Below are 17,345 nucleotides of genomic sequence, written 5' to 3'. Positions count from 1 at the left end.
AGGGCTGAGCGCCGTCGAGCGCCGATCAGTGAGCGACCGGCTTCCGTGTCCTGAGACCACTGGGTGCCCACCTGCTGCTGCAACAGCAAGGAGGACACTATGAGTGTCGGACACGACTCCTCGATGCGTCGACCCACTGCGGGCATCGACTGGGCCAGTAGTGAGCACGCCCTCGCGGTCGTTGGCCCCGACGGTGTTGAGGTTCAACGGATGCTCGTCGAGCACACCGCTGCGGGGCTGCGGAAGCTGCTGCGATGCCTGCAGCAAGCCGCTGTGCTCGAGGTCGGTATCGAACGCCCCGACGGGCCCATCGTCGAGGCCCTCCTCGATGCGGGGCTCACGGTCTTCGTGATCGCCCCGAACCAGATCAAGCACCTGCGCCGCCGCTACGGCGCAGCCGGCAACAAGGATGACCGCTTCGATGCCTACGTCCTGGCCGACACCGTCCGCACCGACCGCCATCGCCTGCGTCCCCTCACCGTCGACTCTCCCGCGACACTCACGTTGCGGATGACCGTCCGCGCCCGCAAGGACCTCATCGCCGCCCGTGTCGCGATGGCCAATCAGCTCCGCGCCCACCTCGAACACGTTCTGCCCGCCGTGATCGGGCTGTTCCGCGACATCGACTCCGCGATCACCCTGAGTTTCCTCACCCGGTTCGCGACTCAGGACAAGGTCGACTGGTTGTCGCCACGCAGACTGCAGAACTGGCTGCGCAGCGTCTCCTACCCCAACCCGGCACGAGCCGGGCTGCTGCACGCCCATCTGCGTGCGGCTACCCGCGGGACCACCGGTCCTGAAGCCACCGCCCGGGCGCACGTCACCGCTGCGTTGGTGGCTGGGCTTACCGCCCTGCGGGAGCAGATCAACGCGCTGGAAGAGCAGATTGAGCTCCAGCTGCTGCAGCATCCCGACGCGGCAGTGTTCACGTCCCTGCCCCGGGCGGGGATCGTGCGAGCGGCCCGGCTTCTGGCTGAGATCGGTGACGCCCGCGGCCGCTTCCCGACGCCCGAGGCACTCACCTGCCTGGCCGGCGCCGCGCCCTCGACCAGGCAGTCCGGGAAGGTGAAAGTCGTCAGCTTTCGCTGGGCCGTCGACAAACAACTCCGTGGAGCAGTCATCGACTTCGCCGGCGACTCCCACCACGCCAACCCCTGGGCCGCCGACCTCTACCGGCGGGCCCGGGCTCGAGGCCACGACCACCCCCACGCCACTCGAATCCTCGCCCGCGCCTGGCTGCACGTGATCTGGCGCTGCTGGCAAGACCGTGTCGCCTACGACCCCACCCGCCACCGAGCTCTGCAGGCCGTCCTCGCCCCTCCCGCTTGACACAGGGCTACTCATGCCGCACTGCGCGCTCGTGCCGAGATGAGTATGTAGTAGATCGTTGCTCTAGCGAAGATATCGCCCGCCATAGAAGCGACAAGCAACAGCAGTATGTTGATAGTGCTCTGGGGCGACAGACCGGCCTGTGGTGCGGTCGCAAGGCTGCTTAAGGACCTGCCGCATCGGCGGTCGATCTCATCGATCCCCACCTAGGGGTTGCAACCAGGGTAAGACTCCCAAACCAAAACGAAACGGTACTAGACGTATCGCCCAGTACGGTGGACTGGCGGAGCCATAGCCCTTATATGACACGCTCCTTCCTGTAGCAGGTCCCATGCTTTTAGCGGTAGGGATGGTCGAGGAGGCCGTCAGCGTCACTACGCGCGTGTAGGTAGTCGGCGAAGGTGACCGTGCCGCGGTCACCATCGGCGAGCAGGTGGCCGCCCACGCCGAACCCCGCGCCCAGCCTGCCCCACAGGGGGATCTTGATGACTGGGCGGCGGCGCTGTGCATCGGCGAGATAGGCACGCATCAGGTCCGCCATCGACTCGACCTTCGGCCCGCCGAGCTCGCGAACGCGGCCTGCCGCAGGCCCCATGACGAGTTCGGCCATTCGCTCGGCGACATCGCCCACGTCGACTGGCTGGAACAGTGACTTCCGCGGCACCACGGCGGCCGGACCTTTGGAGAGTCGTGTCAAAAACATCAGCATCAGATCATGGAACTCGGTGGCCCGCAGGATCGTCCATGGCAGGCCGGAGTCTTCGACGAGCCGCTCGGTGTCTAGCTTGGCCTGGAAGAACCCGAACCGAACCCGGTCCACTCCGACGATCGAGACATACACCAGGTGCGGCCGCGCTCCACCTGTCGCGTCGAGGAGCTGCCGGAGCTGGGTCACGTCCCGTTGCGGTCGCCGGTAGTCGGCCGCACTCGCGCAGTGGGCGATCGTATCCACATCCTCGACCGCTGCGGCCAGGCCCTCGCCGGTCTCGAGATCACCCTGGACGAACCCAGGTCCCTGAGATGGGCGACGGCTCAACACCCGCACCTCGGTCCGATCCTGGAGCCGACGTACCAGCTCGCGACCCAGCACGCCGGTACCGCCAGTGACGAGCACCCTTCCTGGACGTGTCATAGCCCCCTCCTCACCCTGGAACGGCTGGGCCAGTGGGTGAAGGCGGTGATGCGGTGGCCGCGGCGAACGCCTAGGTTGAGGATGTGGCGGCCGGTACGGCCCGTCGAGTCGAACACAGTGATGGTCATTGGAGTCTCCACCGGTTGTCGTCAGGCATTGGATTCGGCCGCGGTGGAGCGATGCGCGGGGCCGCGTTCGCCTTGTTCACGGCCCTTAGACAGGCCGCGGTCCAAGACGAATACCAGCGCATACGCCTCGGCGAAGGCGCATACCGCCCACATCGCCCAGGCCACGACGCTGAGGTTCACGGGCTGGTGCAGCACGTTGAATGGGCCCATGAGCTCGGCGAACACGGTGCCCAGCCACACGATGAGGCCGAGCCGCCATGCCCTGCTGTGCAGGCCCGTCGTCCACGCAGGAGCGATGGACCGGTAGACGAAGGCGTAGCCGATCCCGAACGCGAGTATCCCGCCGAGGATGATCAGCGGATTCTCCAGAATCCGTGGAAGTGGCTCCAGTTCCTTCCACACGGTGATGACCTTGGGATGCTGGGTGTCGGGGTCGAACAACAACCCTTCCGCGCCTAGACGTGAACCGCCGAGCAGGCGGAATGTGACGAACGTGCCTAGCACGAACGCGATGCCTCCGGCGAGGCCGGCAGCGAGTGTTCGCCAGATCGAGATGGTGTGTCGCATCGCTCTCCTTCCTGAGTTGGGGTGCCGTGAAGGAAGCTGCTACCAAGTGTCACGTAGCGCTGCGTGACTGAATGCCTGCTGAATTGGCGCTCGCCGGTAAGTCTGCGGCTGAGGGTAGCTACCCGAGCAGGAGGCTGGGGCGGACGCGTACGGCGCGCTGGAACTTGGTGCGGCGGTCTTCAGGCAGACCCGAACGCGCGCGTATTCGCCGCGGTCAGGCGGTCAGCCGGTCAGCCGGTGCGGCGGGAGCGGGCCCGAGCCAGCCCACCAAGGACCATGGCGATCATCCCCAGCGCCAGGGCCAGGTAGCCACCGGCGATCCCGTTGCCGGTGCCGAGACCACCGTCGGCGGTGACCACCACCAGCCCGCCATTGACCACGGCGATCAGCCCCGCCACCAGGGCCACGATGGCCCCCCTTCCCCCGTCGCCGTTGCCGATACGACCGGCGGATCGGGCCAGAGCCAGGCCGCCGATGACCACGCCAACCAGCGCTAGTAGCGCGGCCGCAGAGCCCCAGATTCGCTCGGGGGTCCAGCCGTAAGCACTGGCCGGCTGGGCCAAGACGTGCGCGGCCGCTGGTGTGGCAGGGCCGAAACCCACGAGCAGTGCGGCGGCGGCTGCGGTAAGCAGGCGACGGACGGACATGAGGTTCTCCGTTTCTTCCTACGACTGGACGTCGTCTGATCCTGTCCGCCGGACTCACCTCCTGTCGTCCTGCTGACGTGGGCACTTCACGCTGCCGCAAGCGGCGCATCCGGCTGCTGCGGATGCCGCAGAAGCTGGGAAGGTACCGCGTGTGCGGTAGGCGGCCGATCGTCCGCGCGCATGAGTCCCCCGGGCAGAAAGCCGGTTAGGGTGCGCGCATGAGCAGGGGACGCATCGGTGTCGAAGACTGGGCGATCGCCGCCGGCGTGGCGGTGATCCTGCTGGTCACCGGGCTGTCTGGGCAGCACGCCGCCACCACTCTCGACCTGCTCGGCTACGCGCTGCTGGCGGCCGGCGGCCTGGCGCTGGCCGCGCGCCGCCGCGCTCCGGTTCCCGTGCTGGCCGTCACCGGGCTGTGCGCGGTGGGTTACCAGGCGGTCGGTTTCGATGTGCCTGCCGTCGCGTACCTGTTCGCGGTGTATGCCGCCGTGCGGGCGGGACACCGCAGTATCACGGTGGCGGCGAGCGTGATTATGCTGGCCGCTCTCCCCCTCGCGGCCATGGCCTCGGGCCTGCACGATACGGGCGAGGCGTTCGCGCAGGCCCGAGGTGTCCTCGAGCTGGCCTGGCTGATCGCCGCCGGTGCGGCGGGTGAAGCGCTGCGGCAGGCCGAGCGCCGGGCGGATGAGGCCGAGCGCACCCGGGAGGAGACCGCACGGCGCCGTGCCAACGAGGAGCGGCTGCACATCGCGCGGGAGTTGCACGATTCGCTCACCCACCAGATCTCCGTCATCAAGGTGCAGGCCGAAGTCGCCGTCCACCTGGCCCGTAGGCGGGGTGAACAGGTGCCGGAGGCCCTGTTGGCGATCCGGGAGGCCGGTCGCGAGGCGGCCCGGGAACTGCGGGCGACCCTGGAGGCGCTGCGCGACGACGACAAGAACCCGCCGCATGGGCTCGACCGCGTCGCGGAACTGGTGCAACGGGCTCGGACGACTGGCCTGGACGCGACGCTGACGATCGAGGGACAACGACACGATGTGCCGGCTGCGGTGGACCGGACCGTCTACCGGATCGTTCAGGAGTCGCTGACCAACATCGCCCGTCACGCCGCCGCCGCTACGGCGTCGGTCCGGATCGACTACCGTCCCGACGCCCTGGCCGTACGGGTCGATGACGACGGCAAGGCCACGCCGGACACCGCGCCGGTGCCCGGCGTCGGGCTGCTCGGGATGCGCGAACGAGTCACCGCCCTCGGAGGTCACCTGCGGGCGGAACCACGCAGCGAGGGCGGCTTCACCGTCCAAGCCGAACTTCCCGTGGATCAACCGTCATGATCCGTGTCCTGCTGGTTGACGACCAGCCGCTCCTTCGCAGCGGATTCCGCGCGCTCCTCGACGTCGAGGACGACATCGAGGTGGTGGCCGAGGCCGCCGACGGGAAGGAGGGCCTGGCTCTCACCAGGAAATACCTGCCCGACATCGCGCTCATCGACATCCAGATGCCGGTCATCGACGGCATCGAGGCGACCCGGCGCATCGCCGCCGACCCGACCCTGGCCCGGGTGCACGTCGTCATCCTCACGAACTATGGATTTGACGAATACGTCTTCAACGCGCTTCGCGCCGGCGCCGCCGGATTCCTCGTCAAAGACATCGTGCCGGAAGACTTCTTGCACGCCGTACGTGTCGCCGCGCGCGGCGACGCCCTACTCGCACCGTCGATCACCCGCAAGCTGATCGACCGGTACGTCACCGAGCCGCTCCACACACGCGCCGACACAGGGCTGAAAGGGCTGACCAACCGCGAACGCGAGACCGTCGCCCTGGTCGCGCAGGGCCTATCCAACGACCAGATCGCCGAACGCATGGTGATCAGCCCAATGACCGCCAAAACCCACATCAACCGGGCCATGGCCAAGCTCCATGCCCGGGACCGCGCCCAACTCGTGGTCCTCGCCTACGAATCCGGCCTGGTAACCCCACGCAACCGCTGACATCGATACGGCGGCGCGGCCGGATCCAAGATCAGGTGCGCTCTTCTGCCGCCGTCCGCGCTTGCCGATCGATCACGAGCGATCACGGTCAGTAGTTGGCGTCTGAGTCGAGCGGGCATCCTGAGCTGTCGATGTGCGGACGTTATACCGGGCGCAACGGAAACGCAGCCTCGGCGGCTGCGGACGCCCGACCGGGCCAGTAGCGCAGGCCGAAGCAACCCGAATCTCTTGCCTCCGCAGTTGCCAGTACGGCAACACGTGGGGGTCGTGTTGGACTCCGCACGTGCTGTCCTGGGGTCTTCACCTGAAGGCGCGTCGGCCTCGGTGCATCAGCCGCGGTGCAGTGTCCGGCCATCGGGCAGCGCGCGGCCGCTCAGAAGTGCCACCAGCGAACCGCTGTCGGCGCGAACGAGCTGGCCGCTTCCCCAGCTCCAGTCGGTGTCGATGGCCTCGAGCCTGACACCGGTCAGGTCGATCCCGAACCAGGTGCCGTTGGCGGCGGTGAGCTGGTCGAGGACGGCGATCGCAGCCTCTCTCGGTGCGACCGCAGGCCGGTCGAGCGCGATCGTCACATCCAGGGAGTGGATGACGGCATGGCTCAGTGCACCGGCAGCACCGCCGCCCGGCGGCTGCCACGCGTGCAGTCTCGGCGATCGGAGCTGCGAGGGAGGTGAGGAAGCCGGCGCGGGCCTCGGGCATGCGCATCGCCTCGGGCACGGACCGCTGATGGATGACGACCGCGGTTCTGCCGTCGCCGAGGTCGGTGAGCGTGCTGGTGGTGTGCATACCGCTCGCCGGCTCGACCCAGGCGAGCCGCTCGGGCGGGACGACGTCGGTCAAGGTGGCGACCATCCGGTGGCTGCCGTGCTCGCCGAGCATCAGGGTCTCGAAGCGGCCGCCGGGGTGGAGTTCGACAATGATGCCGTCGATCGGGGTGGCCATGCCGCGCGGGCCCCAGAAATGCGCGAGCTCGGCGGGCTCGGTGAGGCACCGCCACACCAGCTCGCGCGGCGCGCGGAAGACCCGCCGATAGACGAGCTCGTCGTCGTTCACTGGTTCTCACGCTTCTGCAAGCAGGCGAGGTGCGTCTCCAGCCGGTCCATTCGCTCTGACCACGTGCGCCGGCTCTCCTCGATCCACGAGACTGCGGCCTCGAGCGCCGCGGGTTCGAGCCGACACGGCCGAGTTTGCCGGTGCCGCCCCCGGCTGATCAGGCCGGCTGCATGGACGTCTTTCTGCTCTGAGGCGTACGCCAGGCCAAGACGAGGTGAAAAAAGACGGGACCGTCTGTGCCGCGCCTGCCCGCGCCAGCCGTCGGCGGTCAGCGCCGGGTGGACTCCGCAACGAAGACCCCTCGACCCGGGCGGCCGACCAGCACGCCCTGCTCCCGCAGAGTCGCGATCGCCCGCTGGATGGTTGAGTGCGAGACGTCGTAGGAGGCGGCGAGCGCGCGACCTGAGGGCAGCTGGGTGCCCGGCGGATAGGTCCCGTCCTCGATCTTGCTTCGCAGATCATCTAGCAGCTCGTCCATAGTGGGCGGAATAGGCACGATGCGGCCCCTTGCAGTCGGTTGGCCCACCCAGTATTGATCCACACTCTCGAAGTAGGCAACGCATCTACTGAAAGAGGTGACAGCGGTGACATAGCTGATGGTGATGATGGTTCGGCATAAGACGAAGGAGCGGTACTTGACGTAGGTGATGCTGCATCGGTAGCGTCGCTCTCGGTGATGCGGTGCCGCTGCGGTCGGTTGGCGCCTCTCGTACCGGTCTCGCATCGCCGCCGAGACCTCACCCTCCGCGCTCCCCCGGCGCGGCCCTGCTGTCGTACCCGCCGATCGAGGCTGCGCTGGCAGGGCGGGCGGTCTTCGCCGACAAAACCGGCAGGAGACCGCCCCTTCCACCTCGACCCGATCCGACGAAGGGCGGGCACCCGTGCGCAACCTGGTCCGTCGGCTGGCGAGCCGACGCGAGGAACGACGTCCCACGGAAAACGCCGGCCCACCCCAGGGTCGGTCTCCCCTCCGGCCCTGGCAGATCCGCGACCGGTGCTTCAATGTCCGCCGGCGCGGCCTCGACCCGGTCGAGATCCGCGCCTTCCTGCACCGCGTGGCCGACGAACTCGCCGTCGCGCAGACCGCCCTGGTCGCGGTGCAGGAAGAGAACGTACGGGTCAAGAACGCCCTGCGTGCGTGGCAGAGCGCCCAGTCGGCCAACCATCACTACCGATGACCGACCGCTGGGTGATCCACCTGCCGATCACCGCTCCGGACCTGCACCGCGCCCGGATCTTCGCCCGTACCGCCGCTCGGGTGCTGGCCCGGCTCAGCGCCCGCGTCGAGCCGGGCGGGGTGACCGTCTCGGCCGAGGACCAGCAGAACGTACGCCACTGGGTCTTCTGCGACCGGCTGCTGCCCGACGGCGGCGGGCGATGTGCGCTGCCGGTCGACCACACCTCGCCCTGCGCGCGGCGCGCGCCGTGGCTCAACCGTCGGTGAAGACGGTCGTCCACAGTGCGGGCAGGTGGGCCTCGGTCATGGCCAGGTCGCCGCGCGCCCAGGCCCGGGCGAGCTCGATCGCCCGCCCGGGCTAGTCGTCGTCAGGGCGTTCCGTCGCGGGGCAGGTCAGCCGTCACCGCATGCGGACCTGCACCGCACGTATCGGCGACTCCGCGCCGGTGTACGCCGTGGAACCGGGGTAGATCCACTGGTAGTCGGTGCTGGCGCTCGGCGTGTGACTCAGCGACACATCTCCGGTGCTGCTGCTCGTCGCCGTGCCGACCAGCGACCAGATGGTGAACCCCTCTCGCCGCGCGTACAACTGCACCGATGCCCCAGGGATCGCCGCCCGGGTGTCCGACCGGGTCAACCGACCGGTGACCGACACCGGGCTGCCGTAGTTCACCGTCTTCGAACTGCTGGAGATCGTCACGGCCGAGCCGGGCAACGTCACCGTGCTGGCGGTGCTCAGCTTGCCCGACCGGTCCCGCACCCACGCAGCGAACGTGTACGTCACCCCCGCGGTCAGGCCGCTCGCCGTCACGCTCGACCCGGAACCCGCGTACACGGCGGTGCCCGACGTCACCGATGAGGGTGCCGTCGTGCCGGTGGCCATGCGCACGATCACCTGATCGAAATCCGCGATCGGCGGCACGGTCCACGACAGGGTGGCCTCCCGCATCGCCCCGGTCGCCACGAAGTTGCTCACCGGATCCGGCGCCGTGTCCACGGTGCTGAACGTGCTGGTGAACCGCTCGGTCTGGGTCTCGCCCGTGGTGTCCCGCACCCCCTCCACCACCAGCCGGTACGGGGTGTCGTCCTGCAGCGCGACCGCCGGCGTCACCCGCGCCGTGTGCGACCCGGCGTCGTACGACACGGTCGCCGCCACCGCCGCCCCCGTGCGGCCGTTCAGCAGCCGCACCGTCGACGACGACACCGACTCCGCATCCACGGCACGCTGGAAGGTCACCGACGGGACCGCCGCCGACGCCACCTCAGATGCGAAATCAGCGGGCGCGACATCCCGCACCCACATCTGCGGCCCACCCCGCGTCGGGCCGTTGTTGTTCCGGAGCACCACCAGGCCGTCGTTGTAGTCGGCCATGACCGCGTCCGTACGCCCGTCGCCGTCGATGTCGCCCAGCGCAAGGCCCTGCGTGGTGAAGCTGGACGCGCTCGCCCTGGTGTCGGTCCTGACCGGCGCGCCGAGGGTGCCGTCGGCAGTCTGCGGCAGCACGCTCAGCGCTGCCCATCCCCCGTGGACGGTGACCGCGTCGAGGCGGGAGTCACCGGTGACATCGGCCGCCTCGATCGGCTCGGGGATGTCCCAGACCGGGTAGAGCGCGGGGGTGTCGAAGCCACCGGTGGCATTCTGCCGGAGCACGCTGACCTGCGAACTCGGCTTGTTGCCGCCGAACGTGGCGAGGATGTCGGCGCGACCGTCCCCGCTCACGTCGGCGACCTCGATGCCGCTGACGGTCTCCGGCGAGGTCATACCCGTCGGATGGTTGGTACGCGTCCAGCCGGCCTCGGTGGGGTGGTAGACGTAGATCGGCGCGTTACCGAGGTACACCGGCGGCGCGGCGACGATCTCGATCTTCCCGTCACCGTCGACATCGCCCACCTCCACCTCGCCCACGTCGTCGGTGGTGACGGCGGTGGGCGTGAAGGTGCCATCGTCGCCCTGCGTCAGCAGGGTGGTGCCCACGCCGGAGGCGGTGGCGACCAGATCGCTGTCGCCGTCGCCGTCCATGTCCCCGGCCACCGGGCAGCCCTTGGTCGGTAGCAGCCCCGCGCTCTCCAGCGTCCCGGACGCATTCTGCCGCAGGACGTTGATCCCGCTCACCGTGTTGATCGCGACGTCCTGGCGACCGTCGCCGTTGGTGTCGAGCACCGCGAAGCATTGGTGGGGGACGGCGTCGGTGCCGTAGCGCACCGGCGGGGCGAGCGTGCCGTCCGGCCGCTGCGCGTAGACGAAGAGCTTGTCGCCGTTCTCCGAACCGGTGGAGTAACTCGTCGCGAGCAGGACGTCCTCGCGGCCGTCACCGGTCACATCCGCGATGTCGACGGTGCGTGCCTCCGCGCCGATGTCGGTCTCCACCGGCGGCTGGAACAGGGAGGCCGTTCCGGCGCCGACCGCGAGGGTGTACGAGCGGCTGTCGGCGGCTCCGTTGTAGTTGCTGACCGCGACGTAGTAGGTGCCGGTGTCGGCGACGAAGCTCAACGTCTCCGCGCCACCCCGGCCCGCGCTGTCTACCCTGCCGATCAGCCGCAGGTCCCGGTCGTACACCGCCAGGATCGGGTCGGCGTTCTGAGCGATGTTGGTGTCGCGTGCCGGCGGCGTCACCGTCACGTCGACAGCCTGCTGTCCGGCCGAGTCGAAGCGGTACCAGTCGACGTCGCCCTCGGCCGCCAGGGTGCCGGTGACCGAGGTGGCGACGGCGGTCGCCCGGGCCGGCGCATCGTTCGGCTCGTTCGCACCCAGAGCCCGCGCCGGGAACTCGCCACCCGGCGTGCCGCCCACCGCGTGGTACGCGTCGAGCACCCCGTACCCGTAGTACGAGTCGATGCCCCGCGGGCCGGCGTCCCGGGCCGTCGCCCGCAGCCGATCGATCACCTGCTGCGGGGTCCATGACGGGTTCGCCGTACGCACCAACGCCGCCACGCCGGAGGCGATCGGCGCCGCGAACGACGTCCCGTCGCCCACGACGTACGTCTGATCCCGGCCGGTGGACACGATGTCGAATCCGGGCGCCGCCACGTCGATGTGGTCGCCCCATGAGCTGAAGTCGGTCAAGTTGCCGGCCTTGTCCGTGGCGCCGACGGCCAACACCTCGGGGTATGCCGCCGGATACAGCGGTAGCCCGCTCCCGTAGTTGCCGGCCGCCACGACCACCAGGGCACCCTTGCCCGTGGCGTACGTGACCGCATCGTGCAGCAAGGGGCTGTCGGCGGGGCCGCCCAGCGACAGGTTCACGATTGTGGCGCCGTGGTCGGCGGCCCACGTGATCCCGGCGGCGATGTCGGAGTCGTAGCCGCTGCCACTGACACCGAGCACCTTGACCGGCATCACCCGTGCGGTCCAGGCCGCGCCGGCGATGCCGATGCCGTTGCCGGTGTTGGCCGCGGCGATACCGGCCACCATCGAGCCGTGACCGTTGTCGTCCGAGTTCGTGCCGGCCGCGACGGCCGCCCCCGTGATGGCGTTGTAGCCGTCCACCGTCACGCCCTGCAGATCAGCGTGCAGACCGTCGACGCCGGTGTCCACCACCGCGATGATCTGGCTGGTCGAGCCCTTGCTCAGGTCCCAGGCCTGCTGCAGGCGCACCGTGTCCAGATACGACTGGCTGCCCGCGAAGTACGGGTCGTTCGGCAGGGCCGCCGTCCGCCGCTGGTAGTCGAGCGACACCTCGGCCACCGCCGGGTCGTTGCGCAGCCGGCGCAGCAGGTCCGGCGCAGCTCCCTTGGCCCGCACCTCGACGTACCCGGTGCCGCGCACCTCGCCGACCCGGCTGGCGCCGCGGCTCGTCAACGCCCGATCCTTCGCCGCCGCGGAGGCGCCGCTCTTGAACCGGACGAGAACCGAGTGCGGATCGAACTCGCGATCCTTGACCTCGCGCGGCCGCTCCGGCCTCGGTAGATGCTTGGCCGCGTCCTTGACCGCCGACATCTGGTTCGACTGCGCCGCGTGCGCGACCGGGACCCCCGAACCGAGCAGCACCAGTGTGGACGCGGCGACGACTGCGTTACGAAATCGCATTGATCCCCCGTCGTTGATAAGTACGACTTGGGGAGTCTGCCAGAAACGCGCCGTCCCAACAGACCCGACCAATAGATAGCTATCGTTGGACTGATCCATTTCCCGGGCGTCGCGGCGGGCAGGGTCGAGGTTGGCGGCGCAGGTGTTCGGGCAGGTGGCCGCAGCTCAGGCGAGTGCGATCACGCGCTCGCGTACCGGTGGCAGGCAGGTGCTCGCGCTGCACGCGCCGTACGTCACCACCACCTCGGCCGGACCGTCCGCCGTGGACCGGATCGGCAGCGTGACGGTGACCGGGCCGTCCGGATAGACGGGCAGCGTCACGTTCAGCTCCTCGATCCGCAGCTCGTTGACCGGCTTGTCGGCACTGGGCGTACCGATCGCGTCGAGGCTGCCGCGGACGGCGACGACCGTTGGGATGCCGAGCCCCTGCACCCCGTCCGGTGGCAGGTCGATGCTGTACACGTGGAATCCGGGCCGCTGCGGGCGAAAGGTCGCCCGCACCTGCCCGTCCGCGAGGACAGCCTCCACGGTCACCCCGCCGGCCTCCAGCCGGCCGCTGCGTTCGGCCGCGGGCGACGGCTCGGCGGAGCGGGCGCATGCTCCGGCGAGGAGTACGCCGGCCAGCGCCGCGACCAGCAGCGCACCGCGACCGGTCAAGGCTTCGGCGCCCACTTGGTGAGGAACGCGTTGACCTGCTCGCTGTCCATGTTGCGGGCGTTGCCGAAGGAACCGTCGTTGGTGGCCACCCGCACCTTCCCCTCGGGGGTCAGCACCACCAGCGCGGGGATGCCGCTGCGCTCCAGGTTGACGTACTTCCCGGCGAACTTCAGGTTGTGATCGAACTCGCCGACGTCCACCGCCAGCAGGTGGTAGTTCTGCTCCAGCAGCGGCTTGGTCTCCGCCGACTGGAACAGCTCGTGCAGCACGTGGCAGTCCGGGCACCAGTCCGCGCCGAAGTCGATCAGCACCGCCTTGCCGTCCGCCTTGGCCAGCGCGAGGGCGGCCTTCAGGTCGGCGGCGGGGTTCCGCTTCGGGTCGTACCGGTCAGGCAGCGTCACCTTGGGGGCGGTCGGGGACGCGGCGGGGGTTACGGCCGCCGTGGTGGGTGCCGCACCCTGCGTCGTTGGGGCATCCTGGCCGGCGCAGGCCGTCAGGAGCAGTGCCATACCGGCCACGGCCGCGACACCGACGCGTCGCAGCATCACCACAAGTCACCCCCGTGAACTGGTCAGGCGCCGGAGGATAGCCCACCGCAGCCTCGTGCCGCTGCCCCGACGGTCAGAAGGTGGAACACTCCGTGATCATGGAGGGCGGGGCCATCGTCGGCGGTCACGAGCGGCGGCGCAGGTAGCGAGCGCGGCGGCCGGCGTCGCGGAAGCCGAGCCGCCGGTACAGCGCGGCGGCCGGGTTGTTGTCGTTCACGCAGAGCCACGCCTCCCGGGCACCATCCGCGGCCAGCGACCGCAACGCGGTCGCCACCAGGTACGCCCCGACCCGTCGGTGCCGCCAGCCGGGGACGACGCCCACCTGGTCGACCCAGTTGTCGATGACGTTGAGGAAGCCGATGGCCGTGCCATCCGGACCGCGGGCGATCAGCGACAGGTCCGGCCGGTACTCGGCGTCCTCCCGCAGCTCACCCAGCCAGTCCTCGGCGCTGGGCTCGGCGAAGCCGGGTCGGTCGGCGAAGGACGCGCGGTAGGTCTCAAACAGCTCGGGTCCGATCTCCCAGGTCACCGGCTCGATGCGTACGCCGTCGGGGCGCACGATCTCCGGGAGGGCGGTGAGGTCGTGCCGCAGTACCCACTCGGCGAAGGTCCGCTCGAAGCCGAACGCCGTGAAGAGGGCCTCCGCGCCCGGAGTCCAGGACTCGGTGGTCAGGAGCAGGTCGGCGTCGGCCTGCTCCTCAACCCAGCTCAACAGCCGGCTGCCGAAACCCCGCCCCCGCCAGGCCGGGTGCACCAGGCCGGTGCTGGTGGCCAGTTGCCCGGCGGTGCCAACGCCCACCGCCGCGACCAGGCCGCCGTCGTGCCAGGCGCCGAGGGTACGGGTCTGGAGCAGCCGCGCCCGCAGCAGCGGAGGTTGGGCGAACAGTGGCAGCCCACCGTCGGCGGCCAGGCACGCCTCGGCCAGTTCCATCAGCTCCGCGAGGTGCCCCTCGCCGAACTCTTTCCAGGTGAGAGCGTCCCCGCCCGGTTCCGTCCGGTCCACCATGATCCTTTGCCCCTGTCGCCTGCTGCCGATCGCACGTCGTCCGGCCGGGCCGGCTGGTGCCGGGCCGGCGCGACGGCACCCGGTCGGCTAGTAGGCACGCCGACCCGGAGCAGCGTCAACTGGTTTCGATTCCGTCGACGGCGAGACCTACGAGACGTCGAACAGGCGCAGCCCGTCGTACTCGGCGAAGTCGGCGTAGTCCTTGCTGTTGAAGGTCGCCAGGGGCAACCGGTCGACCAGGCAGCAGGCGGCGATCCAAAGCCCGCGTCCTGCACGTGGTGAGCCGACACGCCGGCAAGGTCGCCCCCGGACCGAAGGCCGCGGCGGCGGAAGACTCACCGCCCTCAGGCCGGCCCGCGGCTGTCGGCCCCGGCCGAGTACGGTTGCGTCGGTCAAGAACGTCAGACTTGCAACGACGAGCGGCGACAATGGACTCCCGGCTGCCCGCGCCGGACGCCTCACAGGACCCGGGTGACCTGCTCGGCGGCGACGCGGGCGTCCCGGCGGGCGGGGGCGAGGTTCGCGCAGATCACCACGGACGCGCCCGCGGCGAGCGGGGCGAGCAGCCACTTCAGCGGCTGCTCGTGCTCGACGGCGTCGATCAGCAGCCGGTCGCCGGCGCGCAGGTCGAGCTGGCCGGCCATGGCCCGGGCGACCCGGCCCCACTCGTCGTAGCTGGTGCCGTCTGGGCTGGCCGGGTCCGACGGGTGGATGGCCTGGTAGTCGGGAGTGGCGTCGGTGTGCCGGAGCACCTCGGTGGACCAGTCGAGCCAGCCCGGGGGCACCTCGGCCAGCGAACCGGGGTTGGTGCCGACCAGGTAGCGGTGCGTCCCCTCCGGCACGTCCTCCAGCCAGTCGTCGAGGCGTTCCGGGGTCACGAACACCGCGTCGTACGGCCGATCGCCGCGCGGTTCGAGGACCGGCAGCCCGGCGGTGGCCCGGGGCCGGAACGACACGGACATCCCGACCGCCCAGGCGCCGAGCAGCACCGCGGCGGTGCGCCAGTGTGGCGGCAGCAGCACGGCGACCCGGTCACCGGCGCGCAGTCCGCAGTCGTCCCGCAGCAGGCCCGCGCTGCGGGCCGCCCAGCCGCCGAGCTGGTGCGCGGTCAGCTCGGTCCGCTCCCCGGTCGCGTCGTCGTAGTAGGTGAGCAGCGGAAGGTCGGCCTCGCGTAGCGCATCGGCCGGAACGGGTTCGGGCGTGTGGACAGCCATGGGGACACTCCTCCTGCCGGTCCGCCCACCCTAATCGCCCATCGGCCGCGGACCGGTCAGCCGGCGAACCGGTCCACCAGGAGCGCCAGCCGCCGATCGTGGTCCGCACGGCGGAGCCGGCCGCTGCGCATGAGCGTGACGAGGCCGTGCAGCCCGCTCCAGAAGGTCTCGGTGAACGTCTCCAGGTCGTCGCCGCCGGCGATCGGTCGCAGGGTCTCGGCCAGCTCGGCGAAGGCCCGGGCCAGGTCGACCGGTACGTCCTGGCTGGCGAACGGCAGATCGACCGCGAGGGTGAACATCGCGTCGTAGAGCGCGGGCCGCCGTGCGGCGAAGGCGGCGTAGGCGGCGGCGACGTCGGCCACCGCCTGCCGCTCGTCGGATGCGGCGGTACGGGCCGCGGCCCCCGACTTCGACAGGTCCGTCATCGTCCGCGCGGCCGACGCCTCTCCACCCAGCGGGTCACCCTGACCGACGGCGCGGACGGTCCCGCCGCAGAGCCTGCTGGAAGTGCAGGAGCTGTACGACACGTACGCAGCAGCGCCGCCTGGGACGCCGCCCGCCGCTGATCCTCGGACCCGCACTGCCCCGACGGCTGCGCCAGCTGCTCGGCGCGACCGCCCTGCTGTGGCGCTACGGGCGTCGGTACGCTCCGCCGGGCGGTGGCGGTTTCGGTGTGCTGGGGCGGAAGCGCCAGGAGATGGTGTCCGAGGCGGCGATCGCGGTAAGGATGACAACGGCCACGACGGCGATCAGGATCGGTGACAGGAACGCCACCACGGGTGACAGGACGACGAGCAGGAGTAGACCGATCACTCGGGACACGGCGACCTTGCTGAACGACAGGTAGTCGAGCCGGGCACGGCCGGCCAGGTAGATCGCGGGCCCGCAAAGAATGACGGCGGACCAGACCAGGTTGGCCTCGGCGAACGGGTGGTTGATGACGATCTCGTCGCCAACCGAGCTGAGTACGATGCCGCCGGCCATGATTAGGTGGGCGTACGAGGCGGACCGGCTGAAGACTGCCGGCGCGGCGCTGGCCGCGATCGCAGCTGGGAGGAGCAGGCCCGCGCGGTAGAAGTAGATCCGCCATAGCAGCGTGGTGATGGCGAACGCCAGCACGAACGCGATCAGCCGGTCCCGTTCGAACCCGAACGCGGCGAACTGCCCGCCTGCTGCCAGGATCGTCTCACCGAACGCGACGATCATGATCTGCTGGTAGCGCTCGGCGAGATGCTCCGCGGAGATCGCCTGTGTGGTGATCCGGGCCGGGCCGAGCTTGGGCAGCCGGAAGTCCAGCCTGCTCATGGTGTAGCCAAGGACCGCCGCGAGGAGCCAGATCACTACCCGGCTGGTGCCCTCGGTCAGTGCGCCCGCGATCCACAGCACTCCTGCGAAGCAGTTCCAGATGAGCTGCTGCAGCGAGCCGATCGCCACCTCCGGCCGGCGGCGCATCGCGGATGTGACGATGAGGGCCCGGCCGACCTGGATGATCACGTATGTGGCGGCGAAGATCATGCCATCCCCGCCGAATGCAGTGGGCGCCGCGCCCGCCATGATCAGGGTGCCGAGCATGATGGGGATGATCACGACCTGGATCGCGGGCTGGGCAGGGTCGAGGCGGTCCGTGGTCCAGGTGGTGAAGACCCAGACCCACCAGAACGCGGCGAGCAGGATCACGGTGTGCAGGGCGCCGAGCCAGGTGAGGTCGGTGAACAGGGTGTGCGACAGCCGGGTCAGCGCGAAGACGAGGATGACGTCGAAGAAGAGCTCGACGTAGGTGGCGCGCTGCGGCTCGGCGCGATCCCGCAGCAGGTCGCTCGTGTTGCCGGCGGTCATCGGCGCGCCCGTCCTGTCAGTTATGCCGCAT

General features: G+C 69.9%; 17 protein-coding genes and 1 pseudogene. 5 read left to right on the top strand and 13 right to left on the bottom strand.

The features are described from left to right. Positions 1-99 precede the first annotated feature (99 nt). Positions 100-1,329, top strand: a complete 1,230-nt coding sequence (locus tag GA0070624_RS06730; protein WP_218105121.1) for an IS110 family RNA-guided transposase — start codon at positions 100-102, stop codon at positions 1,327-1,329. A gap of 337 nt (positions 1,330-1,666) precedes the next feature. Here GA0070624_RS06730 and GA0070624_RS06725 read toward each other — a convergent pair whose 3' ends face one another. From GA0070624_RS06725 to GA0070624_RS06715, 3 genes are all read right to left on the bottom strand, one after another. Then, positions 1,667-2,461 carry an SDR family oxidoreductase gene (locus GA0070624_RS06725; protein WP_091337616.1) on the bottom strand — a complete coding sequence of 265 codons (795 nt, stop codon included), beginning with the start codon at positions 2,459-2,461 and terminating at the stop codon, positions 1,667-1,669. 149 nt (positions 2,462-2,610) lie between these two features. Next, a complete protein-coding gene (locus tag GA0070624_RS06720; protein WP_091337614.1) occupies positions 2,611-3,156 on the bottom strand; it encodes a hypothetical protein in 546 nt (181 codons plus the stop codon). Between the two features lie 230 nt (positions 3,157-3,386). Next, a complete protein-coding gene (locus GA0070624_RS06715) occupies positions 3,387-3,803 on the bottom strand; it encodes a DUF6223 family protein (RefSeq protein ID WP_091337612.1) in 417 nt (138 codons plus the stop codon). Positions 3,804-4,021: 218 nt separating this feature from the next. Between GA0070624_RS06715 and GA0070624_RS06710 the strand changes: the two genes are divergently transcribed. Together GA0070624_RS06710 and GA0070624_RS06705 are read left to right on the top strand one after the other, a co-directional pair. Continuing rightward, a complete protein-coding gene (locus GA0070624_RS06710) occupies positions 4,022-5,137 on the top strand; it encodes a sensor histidine kinase (protein WP_091337610.1) in 1,116 nt (371 codons plus the stop codon). Then, the gene (locus GA0070624_RS06705) at positions 5,134-5,796 is read left to right on the top strand and encodes a response regulator (protein WP_091337608.1); all 663 of its coding nucleotides are present in this window, start codon (positions 5,134-5,136) and stop codon (positions 5,794-5,796) included. The genes GA0070624_RS06710 and GA0070624_RS06705 overlap by 4 nt, the downstream gene beginning before the upstream one ends. A gap of 329 nt (positions 5,797-6,125) precedes the next feature. Here the strand turns inward: GA0070624_RS06705 and GA0070624_RS35575 are convergent, their stop codons facing one another. The 3 genes and pseudogenes from GA0070624_RS35575 to GA0070624_RS06685 form a co-directional block, all read right to left on the bottom strand. Beyond that, positions 6,126-6,368: a hypothetical protein gene (locus GA0070624_RS35575; protein WP_245718685.1), complete on the bottom strand. Its 243-nt coding sequence runs from the start codon at positions 6,366-6,368 to the stop codon at positions 6,126-6,128. A 103-nt stretch (positions 6,369-6,471) separates the two neighbouring features. Further along, positions 6,472-6,849, bottom strand: a pseudogene (locus GA0070624_RS36775) (SRPBCC family protein); the annotation flags it as partial. Between the two features lie 268 nt (positions 6,850-7,117). After that, positions 7,118-7,327 carry a winged helix-turn-helix domain-containing protein gene (locus GA0070624_RS06685; RefSeq protein WP_091337606.1) on the bottom strand — a complete coding sequence of 70 codons (210 nt, stop codon included), beginning with the start codon at positions 7,325-7,327 and terminating at the stop codon, positions 7,118-7,120. Between the two features lie 403 nt (positions 7,328-7,730). Here GA0070624_RS06685 and GA0070624_RS06680 point away from each other — a divergent pair, with 403 nt between their 5' ends. Both GA0070624_RS06680 and GA0070624_RS06675 read left to right on the top strand, forming a co-directional pair. Continuing rightward, entirely contained in the window at positions 7,731-8,027 is a 297-nt protein-coding gene (locus tag GA0070624_RS06680; protein WP_091337604.1) for a DivIVA domain-containing protein, read from the top strand. Continuing rightward, positions 8,024-8,293, top strand: coding sequence for a hypothetical protein (locus tag GA0070624_RS06675; RefSeq protein ID WP_091337602.1), 270 nt, complete (start codon positions 8,024-8,026; stop codon positions 8,291-8,293). The genes GA0070624_RS06680 and GA0070624_RS06675 overlap by 4 nt, the downstream gene beginning before the upstream one ends. A gap of 133 nt (positions 8,294-8,426) precedes the next feature. Here the strand turns inward: GA0070624_RS06675 and GA0070624_RS06670 are convergent, their stop codons facing one another. The 7 genes from GA0070624_RS06670 to GA0070624_RS06635 all read right to left on the bottom strand — a co-directional run bounded on the left by GA0070624_RS06670 (position 8,427) and on the right by GA0070624_RS06635 (position 17,314). Continuing rightward, positions 8,427-12,053, bottom strand: a complete 3,627-nt coding sequence (locus tag GA0070624_RS06670) for a S8 family serine peptidase (RefSeq protein ID WP_176731611.1) — start codon at positions 12,051-12,053, stop codon at positions 8,427-8,429. A gap of 165 nt (positions 12,054-12,218) precedes the next feature. Then, the gene (locus GA0070624_RS06665; protein ID WP_176731610.1) at positions 12,219-12,710 is read right to left on the bottom strand and encodes a protein-disulfide reductase DsbD domain-containing protein; all 492 of its coding nucleotides are present in this window, start codon (positions 12,708-12,710) and stop codon (positions 12,219-12,221) included. Beyond that, the gene (locus GA0070624_RS06660) at positions 12,707-13,255 is read right to left on the bottom strand and encodes a thioredoxin family protein (protein WP_245719126.1); all 549 of its coding nucleotides are present in this window, start codon (positions 13,253-13,255) and stop codon (positions 12,707-12,709) included. Before GA0070624_RS06660 ends, GA0070624_RS06665 begins: the two co-directional genes overlap by 4 nt. 127 nt (positions 13,256-13,382) lie before the next feature. Then, entirely contained in the window at positions 13,383-14,261 is an 879-nt protein-coding gene (locus GA0070624_RS06655) for a GNAT family N-acetyltransferase (RefSeq protein ID WP_425413495.1), read from the bottom strand. A 461-nt stretch (positions 14,262-14,722) separates the two neighbouring features. Then, positions 14,723-15,478: a TIGR03089 family protein gene (locus GA0070624_RS06645; RefSeq protein WP_091337591.1), complete on the bottom strand. Its 756-nt coding sequence runs from the start codon at positions 15,476-15,478 to the stop codon at positions 14,723-14,725. Positions 15,479-15,534: 56 nt separating this feature from the next. Further along, complete coding sequence (locus tag GA0070624_RS06640) at positions 15,535-15,903, bottom strand: TetR-like C-terminal domain-containing protein (RefSeq protein ID WP_091337589.1); 369 nt, start codon at positions 15,901-15,903, stop codon at positions 15,535-15,537. 205 nt (positions 15,904-16,108) lie between these two features. Further along, entirely contained in the window at positions 16,109-17,314 is a 1,206-nt protein-coding gene (locus GA0070624_RS06635) for a low temperature requirement protein A (RefSeq protein WP_091337587.1), read from the bottom strand. Between the last annotated feature and the right edge of the window lie 31 nt (positions 17,315-17,345).

The organism is Micromonospora rhizosphaerae (assembly GCF_900091465.1).
Taxonomy (GTDB): domain Bacteria; phylum Actinomycetota; class Actinomycetes; order Mycobacteriales; family Micromonosporaceae; genus Micromonospora; species Micromonospora rhizosphaerae.
The sequence above is the reverse complement of the archived record's forward strand: the minus strand, read 5'-3'. Positions and strand labels throughout refer to the sequence as shown.